Origin of the sequence: Nocardia sp. NPDC060255 (assembly GCF_042727395.1) — a bacterium.
Taxonomy (GTDB): domain Bacteria; phylum Actinomycetota; class Actinomycetes; order Mycobacteriales; family Mycobacteriaceae; genus Nocardia.
On sequence record NZ_JBHXAU010000001.1, the window covers coordinates 390,104 to 403,893 of the forward strand.

Annotated in this window: 13 protein-coding genes; 5 read left to right on the plus strand and 8 right to left on the minus strand. The window is 67.4% G+C overall.

The window, feature by feature from the left end:
* Positions 1 to 61: 61 nt before the first annotated feature.
* The gene (locus tag ACFWF1_RS01900; protein WP_379283942.1) at positions 62 to 868 is read left to right on the plus strand and encodes an MBL fold metallo-hydrolase; all 807 of its coding nucleotides are present in this window, start codon (positions 62 to 64) and stop codon (positions 866 to 868) included.
* A gap of 5 nt (positions 869 to 873) precedes the next feature.
* Here ACFWF1_RS01900 and ACFWF1_RS01905 read toward each other — a convergent pair whose 3' ends face one another.
* The 3 genes from ACFWF1_RS01905 to ACFWF1_RS01915 are packed head-to-tail and all read right to left on the minus strand — an operon-like array spanning position 874 to position 3,041.
* Positions 874 to 1,209 carry a hypothetical protein gene (locus ACFWF1_RS01905; protein ID WP_379283941.1) on the minus strand — a complete coding sequence of 112 codons (336 nt, stop codon included), beginning with the start codon at positions 1,207 to 1,209 and terminating at the stop codon, positions 874 to 876.
* 8 nt (positions 1,210 to 1,217) lie between these two features.
* Entirely contained in the window at positions 1,218 to 2,090 is an 873-nt protein-coding gene (locus ACFWF1_RS01910) for a DUF692 domain-containing protein (RefSeq protein ID WP_379283939.1), read from the minus strand.
* Positions 2,091 to 2,114: 24 nt separating this feature from the next.
* A complete protein-coding gene (locus ACFWF1_RS01915; RefSeq protein ID WP_379283938.1) occupies positions 2,115 to 3,041 on the minus strand; it encodes a TIGR04222 domain-containing membrane protein in 927 nt (308 codons plus the stop codon).
* 154 nt (positions 3,042 to 3,195) lie between these two features.
* Here ACFWF1_RS01915 and ACFWF1_RS01920 point away from each other — a divergent pair, with 154 nt between their 5' ends.
* Positions 3,196 to 3,576 carry a cupin domain-containing protein gene (locus ACFWF1_RS01920; protein ID WP_379283936.1) on the plus strand — a complete coding sequence of 127 codons (381 nt, stop codon included), beginning with the start codon at positions 3,196 to 3,198 and terminating at the stop codon, positions 3,574 to 3,576.
* Here ACFWF1_RS01920 and ACFWF1_RS01925 read toward each other — a convergent pair.
* The gene (locus tag ACFWF1_RS01925) at positions 3,573 to 3,980 is read right to left on the minus strand and encodes an SdpI family protein (RefSeq protein ID WP_379283935.1); all 408 of its coding nucleotides are present in this window, start codon (positions 3,978 to 3,980) and stop codon (positions 3,573 to 3,575) included. The genes ACFWF1_RS01920 and ACFWF1_RS01925 overlap by 4 nt on opposite strands.
* A gap of 351 nt (positions 3,981 to 4,331) precedes the next feature.
* Here ACFWF1_RS01925 and leuS point away from each other — a divergent pair, with 351 nt between their 5' ends.
* Complete coding sequence (gene leuS, locus ACFWF1_RS01930; protein WP_379283934.1) at positions 4,332 to 7,178, plus strand: leucine--tRNA ligase; 2,847 nt, start codon at positions 4,332 to 4,334, stop codon at positions 7,176 to 7,178.
* A gap of 1,102 nt (positions 7,179 to 8,280) precedes the next feature.
* On the opposite strand, the gene ACFWF1_RS01935 is transcribed toward leuS, so the two are convergent.
* Positions 8,281 to 9,054: a polysaccharide deacetylase family protein gene (locus tag ACFWF1_RS01935; RefSeq protein WP_379283423.1), complete on the minus strand. Its 774-nt coding sequence runs from the start codon at positions 9,052 to 9,054 to the stop codon at positions 8,281 to 8,283.
* A gap of 146 nt (positions 9,055 to 9,200) precedes the next feature.
* Positions 9,201 to 9,902 carry an SDR family oxidoreductase gene (locus tag ACFWF1_RS01940; RefSeq protein ID WP_379283399.1) on the minus strand — a complete coding sequence of 234 codons (702 nt, stop codon included), beginning with the start codon at positions 9,900 to 9,902 and terminating at the stop codon, positions 9,201 to 9,203.
* 196 nt (positions 9,903 to 10,098) lie between these two features.
* On the opposite strand from ACFWF1_RS01940, the gene ACFWF1_RS01945 reads away from it, so the two are divergent.
* Both ACFWF1_RS01945 and ACFWF1_RS01950 read left to right on the plus strand, forming a co-directional pair.
* A complete protein-coding gene (locus tag ACFWF1_RS01945) occupies positions 10,099 to 11,436 on the plus strand; it encodes a glycogen debranching protein (RefSeq protein WP_379283398.1) in 1,338 nt (445 codons plus the stop codon).
* Positions 11,437 to 11,527: 91 nt separating this feature from the next.
* A complete protein-coding gene (locus tag ACFWF1_RS01950; protein ID WP_379283397.1) occupies positions 11,528 to 12,262 on the plus strand; it encodes a glycoside hydrolase family 25 protein in 735 nt (244 codons plus the stop codon).
* Positions 12,263 to 12,326: 64 nt separating this feature from the next.
* On the opposite strand, the gene ACFWF1_RS01955 is transcribed toward ACFWF1_RS01950, so the two are convergent.
* On the minus strand, positions 12,327 to 13,130 hold the full coding sequence (locus tag ACFWF1_RS01955; RefSeq protein WP_379283422.1) for a hypothetical protein: 804 nt from the start codon (positions 13,128 to 13,130) through the stop codon (positions 12,327 to 12,329).
* 74 nt (positions 13,131 to 13,204) lie between these two features.
* Positions 13,205 to 13,729, minus strand: coding sequence for a lipoprotein LpqH (locus ACFWF1_RS01960; RefSeq protein ID WP_379283396.1), 525 nt, complete (start codon positions 13,727 to 13,729; stop codon positions 13,205 to 13,207).
* Positions 13,730 to 13,790 lie beyond the last annotated feature (61 nt).

Genomic DNA, 13,790 nt, shown 5'->3' on the forward strand with positions numbered 1-13,790 from the left:
AGATAAATACGAACGTTCGTCCGTACACTTGCCGCAACGTAGTGCGAACGAGGGAGCAGCAATGAAGATCCGTAGACTCGGCTGGGCGGGCGTGGAGATCGAATTCGACGGAGCCACACTGGTGATCGACGCGGTGCAGGACAGCGAGCCGCTGCGCAGTTCGCTGCCGGATGACGCGTTGACCGCCCCGCGACAGCCGAATGCCGCACTGGCCGCCCTGGTCACCCACCTGCATTCCGATCACGCCGACCCCGCCGCACTGCGCCGCATCCTGACGACGGACGGAATCGTCCTGCGCCCGGCGCCGATGGTGGGTACGGGCGATGATGTCCGGTTTACCAAGGATGCCGAAGAAGGTTTTACCGCACACGATCTGACGACCCGGGTGATGGCCGAATGGGAGACCACCACGGTCGGCCCGTTCGAGGTCACTGCCGTTCCTGCCGTCGACGGCCTCGGCGACCCGCAGGTGAACTGGGTCGTCACTGCAGGCGGCCACCGCATCTTCCACGGCGGTGACACCATCTTTCACGGCCTGTGGTGGCTCATCGCCCGCCGGTGCGGTCCCATCGACGCGGCGATACTGCCGATAAACGGTGCGGCAGTGCGGTTTCCACACCTGCGCCCGGCGAGCCCGCTGCCCGCCGTGCTCACCCCGGAGCAAGCGGCGACGGCGGGCCACATCCTCGGCGCGCGCACCATCATCCCGATCCACTTCGGCCTCGACAGCCCGCCGTACTACGTGGAGGTCGACGACTCGCTGGCCAAGTTCCAGGCCGCGGCGGCCGACCTCGGTGCGCACGTCACCGTGTTGGCGCCGGGCGAATCACTGGCGCTCGGCGCTCTGGTGACAACGCACAGCGAATAGCCCGGCTATCGACGTCGGCGCAGGAACGACGTACGGGAGCCGCCGCTCGGCTGGTGCGCGATACCCGCGTATTCGGCGAAAGCCGTTGCGTCCGAAGCGGTGGAGGTCTTCGGTTTGCCGGTGGCCCAGGCGAGGAAACGTTCGGTGAAGTCATCACCGCAGGCGTGCACCAGCAGCGGGAAACGGCGTGCGACCTCTCCCGCGCGTTTGTGCAGCAATGCGCGGGCTGCCGCGGCGACGGCTTCGGTATCGAAGCCGTCGGGGATCGGGCTCCCGGCCACCAAAGCCCGGACCAGCGCTGCCTGTCGCTCTGCGAGCACGTCGGCAGCGGTTGGCGCCACGGGCGGCCTCATGTGCGCGCCGATCGGGCGTGGCCCGTGATGGACGGGCGATGCGCGGCCGCCGCGAGGGCGTCGAGTTCGTCGAGGAGTTCGGCGGCGGGCGGATAGTTGCCGTCGCGTTCCAGCATCAGCGGTACGGGGTGGATACCGGTGAATTCGCTGACGAGCGTGAGGACTTCGGCGGGGATCGGGTCGGTGTGCGTGTCGTGGTAGCGGCCGCCGGATTCGTGGCCACCTGCGACGTGGCAGTAGGCGACGCGATCAGCGGGCAACCGCAGGAGTTCGTCGAGGGGGTCGCGGGCGCGGTTGCGGGCGTTCGCGTAGACGTTGGCGATGTCGAGCAGCAGATACACCCCGGTGCGGTCGACGAGTTCGGCGAGGAATTCCGACTCGGTGTATTCGTCGTCGGGCCAATCGAACAGTGCCGCAATGTTTTCCACAGCCAGCGGTACGTCGAGCCCGTCCTGGGTGCGGGAGATGTTGCGGGCCAGGACATCCAAGGCGGCTTTGGATCGGGGTACCGGAAGCAGATGTCCCGCTTCGACTCCGCCGGCCCGGACGAAGGCGACGTGCTCGCTCACCAGTGGTGCGCCGACCGCCTGCGCGCACGCGGCGAGATGTTCGATCCGGTGCTGGTCCACCGGTTCGGCGCCACCGAGCGACAGCGAAATACCGTGCGGCACAATGGCTACCCCGCGGCCGATCAAGGCCGTCAGTTCGTCGGGGATCGCGACTTCTGACCGGCCGAGCAGCCGTCGCCGCACCGGCAGCGATTCCGCGATCACCTCGCCGAACCCGAGGCCGGCCAGCTCCGCGATCACCCCGCAGATCTCCGGACGCCAGCCGATACCGAGCGCCCCGTCCGGCAGCGGTCCGCTCATCCGAGGCTCCGATGCGGGTCGCGGTCAGCCGCCACAGCCACCACCGCAGCCGCCACCACCGCCACAGCCACCACCACCGCTGTCGCCGCTGCTGCCGCCGTCGCCGCTCGAAGAGCTCGGCGGCTGAACAGCACTCGCGAGACCGGGGTCGAGCGACATGAGCGCGGCACCGCCGAAGACCGCGGCGGCAAGCGCGGCGCTCTCGGCTCCGTAGGTGGCGTAGGCGGGCGAATTGGACGGCCGCAGATGCGCATTGCTACTGGTCGCGTTCTTGCGGGCCAGTCGGCCGAGCGGAGTCAGCCTCGGCTTGGCCACCACGAGCCAATAGCCGAACGCCTGCACCACCAGCGCGATGACCAGGAACGCGACGGGGTTGTGCTGCAGCGTCCCTGCGATGAACCGCACCACACCGACCGCGCCGACGATCAGCACCGGCAGCCCCGCGTCCCACAGCCTGCGCCGGAAGGCCGCGTCGGGAAAGTAGCCGCGCTTGATCATCGAGTCGCGCAGCGGGCCGAGGGCCGCCGCCGAATTGGCGGTCAGCGAGACGACCGTCGGCTTGGCGCCGGCGACGATCCGGTCGTAGATCGACCGGGTGAACGGGTCGAGGCGATGCTTGTCCGCGTCCGTCAATGGCCGCGCCGGTGCGGCCGCCGAGTCGATCAGGTCGTGGCTGCGCAGCCGGGCCAGTGCGGTCAGCACCGCGCGGCGATCGTCGAACAGCATGGCGATCTCGGGCAGTGACAGGTCCAGGCCCGGTCGCTCGACGCCGCGTTTGTCGACGGCGCCGCGGGTCACCCGCAATCGCATCAACAATCCGAATAGCAGTGCGAGGCCGATGAATGGCCAATACAACGCCATGAAGTCGGGTCCGGAGATTCCCCAGGTATCGCCTGCGGCGACAAAGTCGAGCGAGTTCATTTCCACCCCGAAAATCAAGCTGTACTGCAACGCCCCAAGTATGGACTGCCGATACCGCTGCCGACAGGGTTCGACCCGAAATGTAACTCGGCCGATTCAACCCACTCGGATATCGAAGCGCCACACGGAAAGGCCTGGTCGGCACAGTGCTACGCGGACCGTATCGAAATGGTTCGATGGTCTGATGCGACGCGAGTATCAGGTGAACGCGGCACCCGCGCAGGGCACGGCGAGTCGCGTGCTGCTCCGCTTCGCCGTCGGTCGCCGCGAGTTCGTGCTGCGCCAGACCATCATCGAGCCCGGCGGCAGCAGCGGCTGGCATTATCACGACGGCACGCTGCTGGTTGTGGTCACGCGCGGCACCCTTGATCATCCCGGCGCGGACTGCGCACCGGTGGTCTACCGTCGCGGGCGCGTCTTTCGTGAGCCGAGTGGCCCGAGTTATCCACATGTCGCACGCAACCGTGGCGCAGTACCGGTTCACCTGTGCGTGCTTTACGTCAATCCGATCGGGAGTCCGCTGTCACGCAGCGTGCCCGCACCGGACTGTGCAAGAGATATCTAGGTCGCGGGCTGGCACGCGTCGCGCAGCGAGCAGGCGCCACACGCACTGCCGCAGCCGCCGACCTCCGCGGGCGGTGCGATGGCGGCAGCCGTCGAGGCCGCGGCGTTGGCTCCGGCACCGAGGGTGAAGAGGGCGACGACGACCGCACCCGCACCGACGAGCAGCGCGACGACGGCACTCGCGGCGAGCGCGACGAGACCACCGGCGAACAGCAGTGCACCCGCTGCCAGCGAGGTGGGGGCGGCGACGCGATTCGCGACGCGGAAGGTCTCGTCATCGGACAGGGCGGCCTCGGTGTGCACCCCGACGAAGCGGTTGCGCGGCAGCCTGCCGATCAGTCCGAGAGCGCCGGTTGCGATGGCCACCAGGGCCAGCACGAACAGGACGAGAGCGACGACGAGCACTCATGCAGGCTAGCGCATCGGTGTCATCGACCCGCCGAGAGCTCCCCGCAACTGATCAGCACCCGACCACGCACCGGCCCGGACAGGCGTGTTCCACACTGTGCGGCGCCAGGCCGGAGCTGTAGCAACCAAACGCACTGTTGGGACCGCTCGGATGGGAACGACAACCCGCGAGTAACGAGAAGACGGTGCGGCACAGTCCGATCCCGACGGGCGGGTAGCTTTCCCCGAGGCGTGAACGCGGACGCGCCGACGCAGGCAGCACAGCCCGATTTTCAGTACTGCGGTCCGCACGTTCTACCCTGATAGACGAAGTTTGTCGGGGATCGGCGATCACAAGAAGGCAGGACCGTGCAGGACACTCGTGCAACCGATAGCGATGTACCCGAGCACCGGTACACCGCGGACCTCGCGGGCCGCATCGAACGTCGGTGGCAGCAGACGTGGGGCGAGCGCGGGACCTTCCACGCGCCGAATCCGGTCGGCCCGCTGGCCGGTGCCACCCCCGCGGACAAGCTGTTCGTGCAGGACATGTTCCCGTACCCGTCCGGTGCCGGTCTGCACGTCGGGCATCCGCTCGGCTACATCGCCACGGATGTTTTCGCTCGCTACCACCGGATGCACGGCCGCAACGTGCTGCACGCGCTGGGCTACGACGCGTTCGGCCTGCCCGCCGAGCAGTACGCGGTGCAGACGGGCAAGCACCCGCGCGACACCACCGAGTCGAACATGATCACCATGCAGCGCCAGCTCGATCGCCTCGGGCTGGGCCACGACCGGCGGCGCACGTTCGCGACCACCGATCCCGAGTACTACCGCTGGACCCAGTGGATCTTCCTGCGCATCTACAACGCCTGGTACGACCAGGAGCTGGGTCGCGCCCGCCCGATCGGCGAACTGGCCGACCAGTTCGCCAGCGGCGCTCGTCCCGCCCCCGACGGCAAGGACTGGGCGACGCTGACCGCCACCGAGCGCGCGGCCGTGCTCGACTCGTATCGCCTGGTGTACCAGACCGATTCGATGGTCAACTGGTGCCCCGGCCTCGGCACGGTGCTGTCCAACGAGGAGGTCACCGCGGAGGGCCGCAGCGAGCGCGGCAACTTCCCGGTGTTCCGTAAGCGGTTGTGGCAGTGGATGATGCGCATCACCGCGTATTCGGACCGGCTGGTCGACGATCTCGATCACCTGGATTGGCCGGAGAACGTGAAGGCCATGCAGCGCAACTGGATCGGGCGCTCGCGTGGTGCGCAGGTCAAGTTCGATGCGAACGGCGCGCAGATCGAGGTCTTCACCACCCGGCCCGACACGCTGTTCGGTGCAACGTATGTCGTGCTGGCGCCGGAGCACGAGCTGGTCGACACGCTGACCGCGGCCGCCTGGCCCGAAGGCACGGATGCCCGCTGGACCAACGGGGGTGGCGCGAACCCCGCGGATGCCGTTGCGGCCTACCGCAAGTCGATCGCGGCCAAATCCGATCTGGAACGCCAGGAGAACAAGGAGAAGTCCGGCGTCTTCCTCGGCAGCTACGCCACCAACCCGGCGAACGGCGCACCGATGCCGATCTTCATCGCCGACTACGTGCTGAGCGGCTACGGCACCGGCGCGATCATGGCGGTGCCCGGCCACGACCAGCGCGACTGGGATTTCGCCACCGCGGTCGGGCTGCCCATCAAGGAGGTCGTGGCCGGCGGTGACGTCACCGCCGCGGCCTACACCGGCGACGGCGCCATCGTGAATTCCGATTACCTGGACGGACTTTCGATCGACGAGGCCAAGGCGACGGTAATCGCCCGGCTGGAGTCCGACGGCCACGGCAAGGGCACCATCCAATACAAGCTGCGCGACTGGCTGTTCGCCAGGCAGCGCTACTGGGGCGAGCCGTTCCCGATCGTCTACGACGAGGACGGCGCGCCGCACGCGCTGCCGGAATCCATGCTGCCGGTGCTGCTGCCGGAGATGGACGACTTCGCCCCGGTGACCTTCGATCCGAACGACGCGAACTCCGAGCCGTCGCCGCCGCTGGCGAAGGCGACCGACTGGGTCAATGTCGAGCTGGATCTCGGCGACGGGCCGAAGCGGTACCGGCGCGACACCAACGTGATGCCGAACTGGGCGGGCAGCTCCTGGTACCAGCTGCGCTACGCCGACCCGACGAACTCGGAAGCGTTCTGCGCCAAGGAGAACGAGCAGTACTGGCTCGGCCCGCGCACGGCCGAGCACGGCCCGGACGATCCCGGCGGCGTCGACCTGTACGTCGGCGGTGTCGAGCACGCGGTGCTGCACCTGCTGTACGCGCGGTTCTGGCAGAAGGTGCTGTTCGATCTGGGTGACGTGTCCGGCTACGAGCCGTACCGGCGCCTGTTCAACCAGGGCTACATCCAGGCCTACGCCTACACCGACGAGCGCGGCGCGTACATCCCGGCCGCCGAGGTGGTGGAGCGCGACGGCAAGTTCTTCTGGACCGACCCGACCGGCACCGAGATCCCGGTGAACCAGGAGTACGGCAAGATCGGTAAGTCGTTGAAGAACGCCATCTCTCCCGATGAGATGTGCGATCTGTACGGCGCCGACACCTTCCGCTTCTACGAGATGTCGATGGGCCCGCTGGACACCTCCCGACCGTGGGCGACCAAGGACGTCGTAGGCGCACATCGCTTCCTGCAACGGATGTGGCGTCTGGTGGTGGACGAGGAGACCGGCGGCATCCGGGTCACCGAGGCCGCGGCCGCAACCGAAACCCTGCGCTTGCTGCACAAGACGATCGCCGGTGTCGACGAGGATCTGGCCGCGCTGCGCGACAACACCGCGGGCGCGAAGCTCATCGAGCTGACCAACCACCTCACCAAGACCTACCCCGACGGCGCACCACGCGCGGTAGTGGAACCACTGGTGCTGATGCTGGCCCCACTGTCGCCGCACATCGCGGAGGAACTGTGGGAACGGCTGGGCCACACCACCTCCCTGGCCCACGGCCCGTTCCCGATCGCCGACCCGGCACTACTGGTAGACGAATCCGTCGAATACCCGATTCAGGTAAACGGCAAGGTACGCAGCCGAATCCAGGTCCCAGCGGATGCGGACACCGCAGCCATCGAGGCGGCCGCCCTGTCCGACGAAAAGATCGCCACACTCCTGAACGGCGCCGCCCCCCGCAAGCTGATCGTCGTCCCCGGCCGCCTGATCAACATCGTCGCCTGAGCCCCCTCGAGTCGAGAGTCATATGGTCGCTAAACGATCTTGACCAGCAACCATATGACTCTGCTCGATCACGCCAACAACCATTTGACTCTGCTCGACTCGATGACGCCAGCACCCACCTGACTCGCCTCGCTTTTCCCGAGCATCTTTGAACCGGACCACAGCCAGTCCTCACGCTGGAACACAAGCGTTGCCCATCACAAGCCGCGGAAGAGCAGGTCGGGTACCCCACCTGACGCGCCCAGCACTACTCCGGTCATCCAATGGGCTGTCGAAAACCTCGGAGCCAGCACACCACCGGAGTTCTCTGTGCGTACACAAACCCGGACCAGTACACAAACAGACCCTCGGAAAGGTGCACTTATCCGGGCAAGTGCTTCTTAGGGACTCCAGGCGATGACCTGTCCAGTGAGCTGAAGACCTGATCCCATGTTTTCTTGTGAGTAGTGCTGGGCACGTCGTGTGCCGTACCCGACTTTAGGTGCACGTCAGGTGCGCGATCTCACGTTCCCGAGGTGGTCACCTGGCTGTGGTTGCGTCACAAGCGCTTTGGATAAGAGCGGGGTGGTCGGCGGCGGTTTCGGTGCGCGATCAACCCCACCAGGCGGTCCACGGCGGCTTCAGTGCGCGATCAACCCCACCAGGTGCACCCCGACCCTGGCATGCCCGAGATCTGCACTCTGACTCGGGATCGGCACTGGGAATAGGGCCCTAAAGCCGGTGCAGGTCCCGAGAGAGTGCGCAGATTCTGGGTTCGGCGGGGTGGGGTGGGGGCCAGGCACTCGTGGCGGGGGTTGTACCCGGTTTCGAGCACCGAACCGCACCCTCTCTCGGAATCCGCCCGGCAGCGGGGCCCTGATCTGGGTGTGCGATCCCGACACAGGGTGCGTATTCCGCTGCGCACGTGGGGAATTGGAAGCCGCTCACCCTTTGTTAAGCGGCTCACCCCGTGGACGCGTACCGGGTGTGAGGGTGACACAAAGGGTGAGGTGGTCGGCGTAGGGCGCTGATTGGTTTCAACGTTAAGAGAGTCGAATGGTTGCTGTCCGAGGTTGATTGGTGGGCGGCGGCTCGGCTCGGTTCGGCTCGGCTGGTCGGTGGGTTAGCGCGGGGGTAGTAGGACGTCGTTGAGGGTTACCAGGGAGAGGTTGCGTTCCTTGATGATGTCGACCAGTTGGCCGTAGCAGTGGGTGACGGCGGGGGCGTTGGCGTGGCCGATGATGATGGTTTGTGGGTGGAAGTACTTGCGGGCGCACTCGAGCAGGTAGTCCTCGGTGATCACGCCGGAGTCCGACAGTGAGCCGTACCACATGGTGGGCACGGTGTAGCCGAGGTCGGCGGCGACCTTGTCGACGGTGGGGTTGTGCCTGCCGAACGGCGGGCGGTAGTACGGGGCGCCGTCGACGCCGAAGTTGTTCTGCAGGTAGGTCTTCGCGCGTTGCAGCTGGTCGGCTATGGCGCCGGCGGAGAGTTTGGTCAGGTCGGGGTGGTCCCAGGTGTGGTTGCCGAGTTGGATCTGGCCCGAATCGACCAAGGGGCGCAACGCGTCTCGGTGGATCGCCCATGAGTCGTAGTAGGCGGTCACGAAGAAGGTGAATCGGGCGCCGGTGTCCTTGGCGAACTTGATGTACGCGCCGACGACCTCGGCGCTGGCCCCGTCGTCGACGGTCAACGCCATGCTGGTGCCGGGACCCGGCAACCCGGTGATGGTGGCGGCGGGAATCGGTGTCTTCGGTCCGCCGGGCGGGGGCGGTAACAGCGGCGGTTTCGGCGGCGCGAGTGGTCCGCTGCCGGCCGAGCCGCTGTTGATCGGATCACCCTCCGCGACCGCGCACCCGGCCAATACGGCGGCAGTACCTGCGGCAAGCATCAACATCCGACGTCTATCCACTGCTTTGAACCCTTGCTCTGGTCGAACGAGCCGTCACCCATACCCGGCGCGACGACGCACAAACAGCGCCAGGCTACCGATCGAATCTGTCCACCGCCTGAACCGTTGATCACGCGGGAACGACGGGCCGACTAGCTCGACGCCGGTCGCAGCACAATCTCCGTCGGATGCCCGTCCCGTGGCGTCTCGATCGCATTGCGCACCACACCCGCGACCGTCTCCGCGCGCAGGAACTGCTCGGGCCGGTATTCGCGGCCCTCCATCGCGATGATCTCGCGCTGCATGTCGGTGTCGATGCGGCCGGGATGAATCGAGGTCACCCGCAGCGTGGGTTCCTCCAGCCGGAGCGCGTCGGCGAAAGCGCGCAGCCCGAACTTGCTGGCGGCGTAAGACGCCCAGCCCGCGTTCGCGCGCAGCCCGGCGCCCGAATTGATCAGCAGCACATGGCCGTCCGCGGCGCGCAGCGCGGGCAGCAGCAGCCTGGTCAGCTCGACGACCGCGATCAGGTTGGCCTCCAACGTGTTTCGCCACTGATCGACCGTCGACTCGGCGATCGAGGCCAGGTCCTGGATGCCCGCGTTGTGCACGAGCACGTCCAGCCGCCGGATCGGCTCGGCCGCCGCGGCCACCGCCGGATAGTCGGTCAGCTCGACCGGCCACCCGGTCGCCTCGGGCAGTTCCTTCCGGATGTCGCGCAGGGCGTCGGCGGATCTGGCACCGAGCAGCAGGTCGTGCGTCGGCGCGAGCTCACGGGCGATGGCGGCGCCGAGTCCACGACTGGCGCCGGTGATCAGCGCGGTCGGCTTCGGGGAGCTGGTCACGGCATTGGTCATGCGCCCCACCGTAATAGCCCGCGAAAGCAGAGCGATGCACGCATACATCTATGCGAAAATCTCGAGCAGCGAATTACGGACGGGGCATTCGAGAGTGACAAGCGCCGAGCACGAGCCGCCTACCGGCAGGTGGGACGACGCCGAGTCGGACACCGCCGAGCGGGCGTACTTGCCGGTGGCATCGCAGAATAGGGGGATGGCACACCCGGGTTTCACTCCGACACAGCTCGCGGCCCGCGCCGCCTACCTGCTGCGTGGCAACGACCTGGGCACGATGACCAGCGCCGCGCCCCGGCTGTATCCGCACATGTGGAGCTGGGACGCCGCGTTCGTCGCGGTCGGGCTCGCCCCGCTGAGCGTGGAACGCGCCGTGATCGAGCTGGACACCCTGCTGTCCGCGCAGTGGAAGAACGGCATGATCCCGCACATCGTCTTCGCCAACGGCGTCGACGGCTACTTCCCCGGCCCGTCCCGCTGGGAATGCCGCAAACTGGCCGCCAACGCGCCGGACGGCCCGGACACCTCGGGGATCACCCAGCCGCCCGTGCACGCCATCGCGGTGCAGCGCATTCTCGATCACTCCCGGCGGCACGGCCGCAGCACCCGCGCGGTCGCCGAGGAATTCCTGAACCGCCGCTGGCCGGATCTGGTGCGCTGGCACCGCTGGCTGGCGCATGCGCGCGATCCCAAGGAGACCGGGCGGATCACGCTGTATCACGGCTGGGAATCCGGCATGGACAACTCGCCGCGCTGGGACCGTGCCTACGAGAACGTGATCCCCGGCGACCTGCCGCCGTATCACCGCGAGGACGTGCGGGTGGTCGCCGATCCGACGCAGCGGCCGACCGACCGCGAGTACGACCGCTACCTGTGGCTGGTCGAGCAGATGCGCCGGGCCGGCTACGACGACTATCAGCTGTCCTCGACGATGAGTTTCGCGGTCGAGGATGTGTTCGTCACCGGGATCTTCGCGCTGGCCTGCGAGGTGCTGGCGAATATCGGTGAGGAGTACAAGCAGCCGCACGCCGACGTCCGCGAACTGTACGGGTGGGCCGATCGCTTCCGGGCCGGCGTGGTCGCGACGGCCGACGCGCGCACCGGCGCGGCCAGGGACTTCGACGTGCGGTTGCAGCGCTGGATCGGCACCGAGACGCTGGCGATGTTCGCGCCGCTGCTGTGCGGCGGGCTGCCGCGCGACGCCGAACGCAGCCTGCTGCGCACGTTCGAGGGGCCGCGCTTCTGCGGGCATCCGGATCTGCGCTACGCGCTGCCGCCGTCGACCTCGCCGGTGTCGCGGGACTTCCGGTCCCGCGAGTACTGGCGTGGCCCGGTGTGGCCGGTGATGAGCTGGCTGTTCTCCTGGGTGTTCGCCCGGCGCGGCTGGGCCGAGCGCTCGTTCATGCTGCGCGCCGAGGGCCTGCGCCAGGCCAGCGACGGCAGTTTCGCCGAGTACTACGAGCCGTTCACCGGGGAACCGCTCGGCAGCATGCAGCAGTCGTGGACGGCGGCCTCGGTGCTCGATTGGCTCGGCTGAGGGCGGTCCGACCGGCGTTCAGGTAAACATTGCGAACTGCACCTTGTGCAACATTGGTCACTTTAAGATCAAATAGCTATCGTCGAACACCATGGACACCTCGCGTTGGAGCTCGACCATCCGTCGCCGCGGCACGGCGCTGTCGCTGATCGCCTTGACCGGCATCCTCACGGTTACCTTGTCCGCACGCGCCGAGGCCACGCCGACGGGCCCGGACGTCTCGTCCTGGCAGCACATCGACGGCCGGCTGATCGACTGGTTCGCGGTGCGGCGCTCCGGTCACGCGTTCGCCATGGTCAAGGCCACCGAGGGCGTGAGCTACATCAACCCGTACTTCGTCGCGGACAGCCTGCTGATGCGCGCGGCCGGCGTCGCCCGCGGGACGTACCACTACGCCAGGCCGAACCTGGCGCCGGAACCACAGGCCGCGTTGTACGCCGCGGTGGTGCTCGGCCAGAACGGCGCGCTGGATCTGCCGCCGGTGCTCGACCTGGAGACCACGGGCGGGCTGCCGCCTGCCGCACTGATCGACTGGACGCACCGGTATCTGAACGCGGTGCAGGCGCTGACCGGACGGACTCCGGTGGTCTACACCTATCCGAACTTCTGGCGCACGGCGATGGCCGACACCAACGAGTTCACCAGGTACCCACTGTGGATCGCCGACTACCGGGGCAACGACGCACCCGAGGTGCCGGGCGGCTGGCCGACCTGGACCTTCTGGCAGACCACCGACAGCGGCGGCATCGACGGCATCGCGGGCAACACCGATCTGAACGTATACAGCGGCGCTCAGGGCGATTTCGCGCGCTTCGCCAATATGTAGTGCCGCGGACATGCGAATGCCGCGTTGTTCGAGAAACTCGAAGCAACGCGGCATTCGCTGGCGGCTAAGCATTCACCGCAAGGGCGATGACGACCTCTTGCTCGTTCGCGGGCAGATAGTGCACCCGCAGGATGCGGCCGACCTGCACCTGTCCGACGCGACTCGGGGCGAGGAACTTCTCCACCCGGGTGCTGAAGGTCGAGCCGTCCGGCCGGGTGACGGCCAGGCCGAGTTCGATCTTGGAGTGGCCGTCGCGGATCTCGCCGGGGACCGAAAGCGACTGCACCACAGCCTGAGTGGCGATGCCGCGCTCGGCGATGTCGAGCTTGTGCCTGGTCGTGATGCCCTTCCGGATCATCGACTCGTTCATGGCCCGCTGCGCGATGGTCGTATCGCCGGACCTATCGACCTCGACCTTGTCGGTCCGGCCCGGCAGGTAGCGCACCGGCAGCACCACACCGGGCTGCAACAGCGCCAATTCCGTAAGCGGCACAATCATTTTCGCGGTGGCGGTGAAGTTCTTGCCGTCGACGCCCTCGACGCTGAATTCGATGCGCACCTGCGGTTGGTCGTTGACGGCCAACCCGGTTTGCCCGAAGGACTTGATGGTGCCGAGACCGACCGGGGCGTCACGGAATTCGGCGCTGTTGCGGCCGGTGAATGCCGTGACAATGCCTTCGCCGGTGAACGCGAAAACAATGGGGACCAGGGTGATCGCGGTGATCGGCAGCGCCATCTGCCAACCGACCCACGCCATTTCGGCGGGCTCGAATTCGTTGGGGCTGACGTAGGTGAGGCCGTGAAAGATGTAGTAGCCGATGGCCAGTGCGGCGAGTGCGGCGGTGATCCAGCGGAGAGTTTTCATGATGTTCCTCGATGATTCGAAAGTGGTCGCCACGCTGTCGGCCCGCTCGAGCCGAACTCGAGCGGGCCGCGGACGATTCAGCCGCCGACGACGGTCGAGCAGGCGAAGGTGACATCGAACTTGGACGTCTTCGGGCCGGCCAGCGGGTTGCTCAGATCCGCGCTGACGCCCTCGCCGGTGACCTTGTAGGTGTTGCCGTCCTTGGTGAGCGTGGCCGAGCCGCCGGGCATCCCGTTGCCGAAGCCCACCGCGTACGGCTGGCCCGCGTCGCCGCCCTTGCTGCCCGCGATGCCGACCGCCTGCACCGTGTCGGTGCCGGTGATGGTGGCGCTGACCGACAGGTTGCCGTAGGCGGTGTTGGCGGCGTCGGTCAGCGCGAGCGCCAGGGTGCCGCCCTGCTTCGCGCAGGTGGTGGTGAACTTCGCGTCGAACGCCTTGCCGTCGACCGACGCGATCGACTTGCCCGACGGGGCCGAGTTCGTCTGCGGGGCGGCCGAGGACTTGGGCGGGGTGCTGCTCGCGTTGTCGCTGCAACCGGTGACGAAGAAGGCGGCCGCGGCGGCGGAGGCGACGAGGGCTGCGGTGATGGACTTGGTGTTCATGGTGTCTCCTGTGTTCGTGCGGCCCGGGTGTCTGGGCCGATACGAGAAACCTAGGAACGGT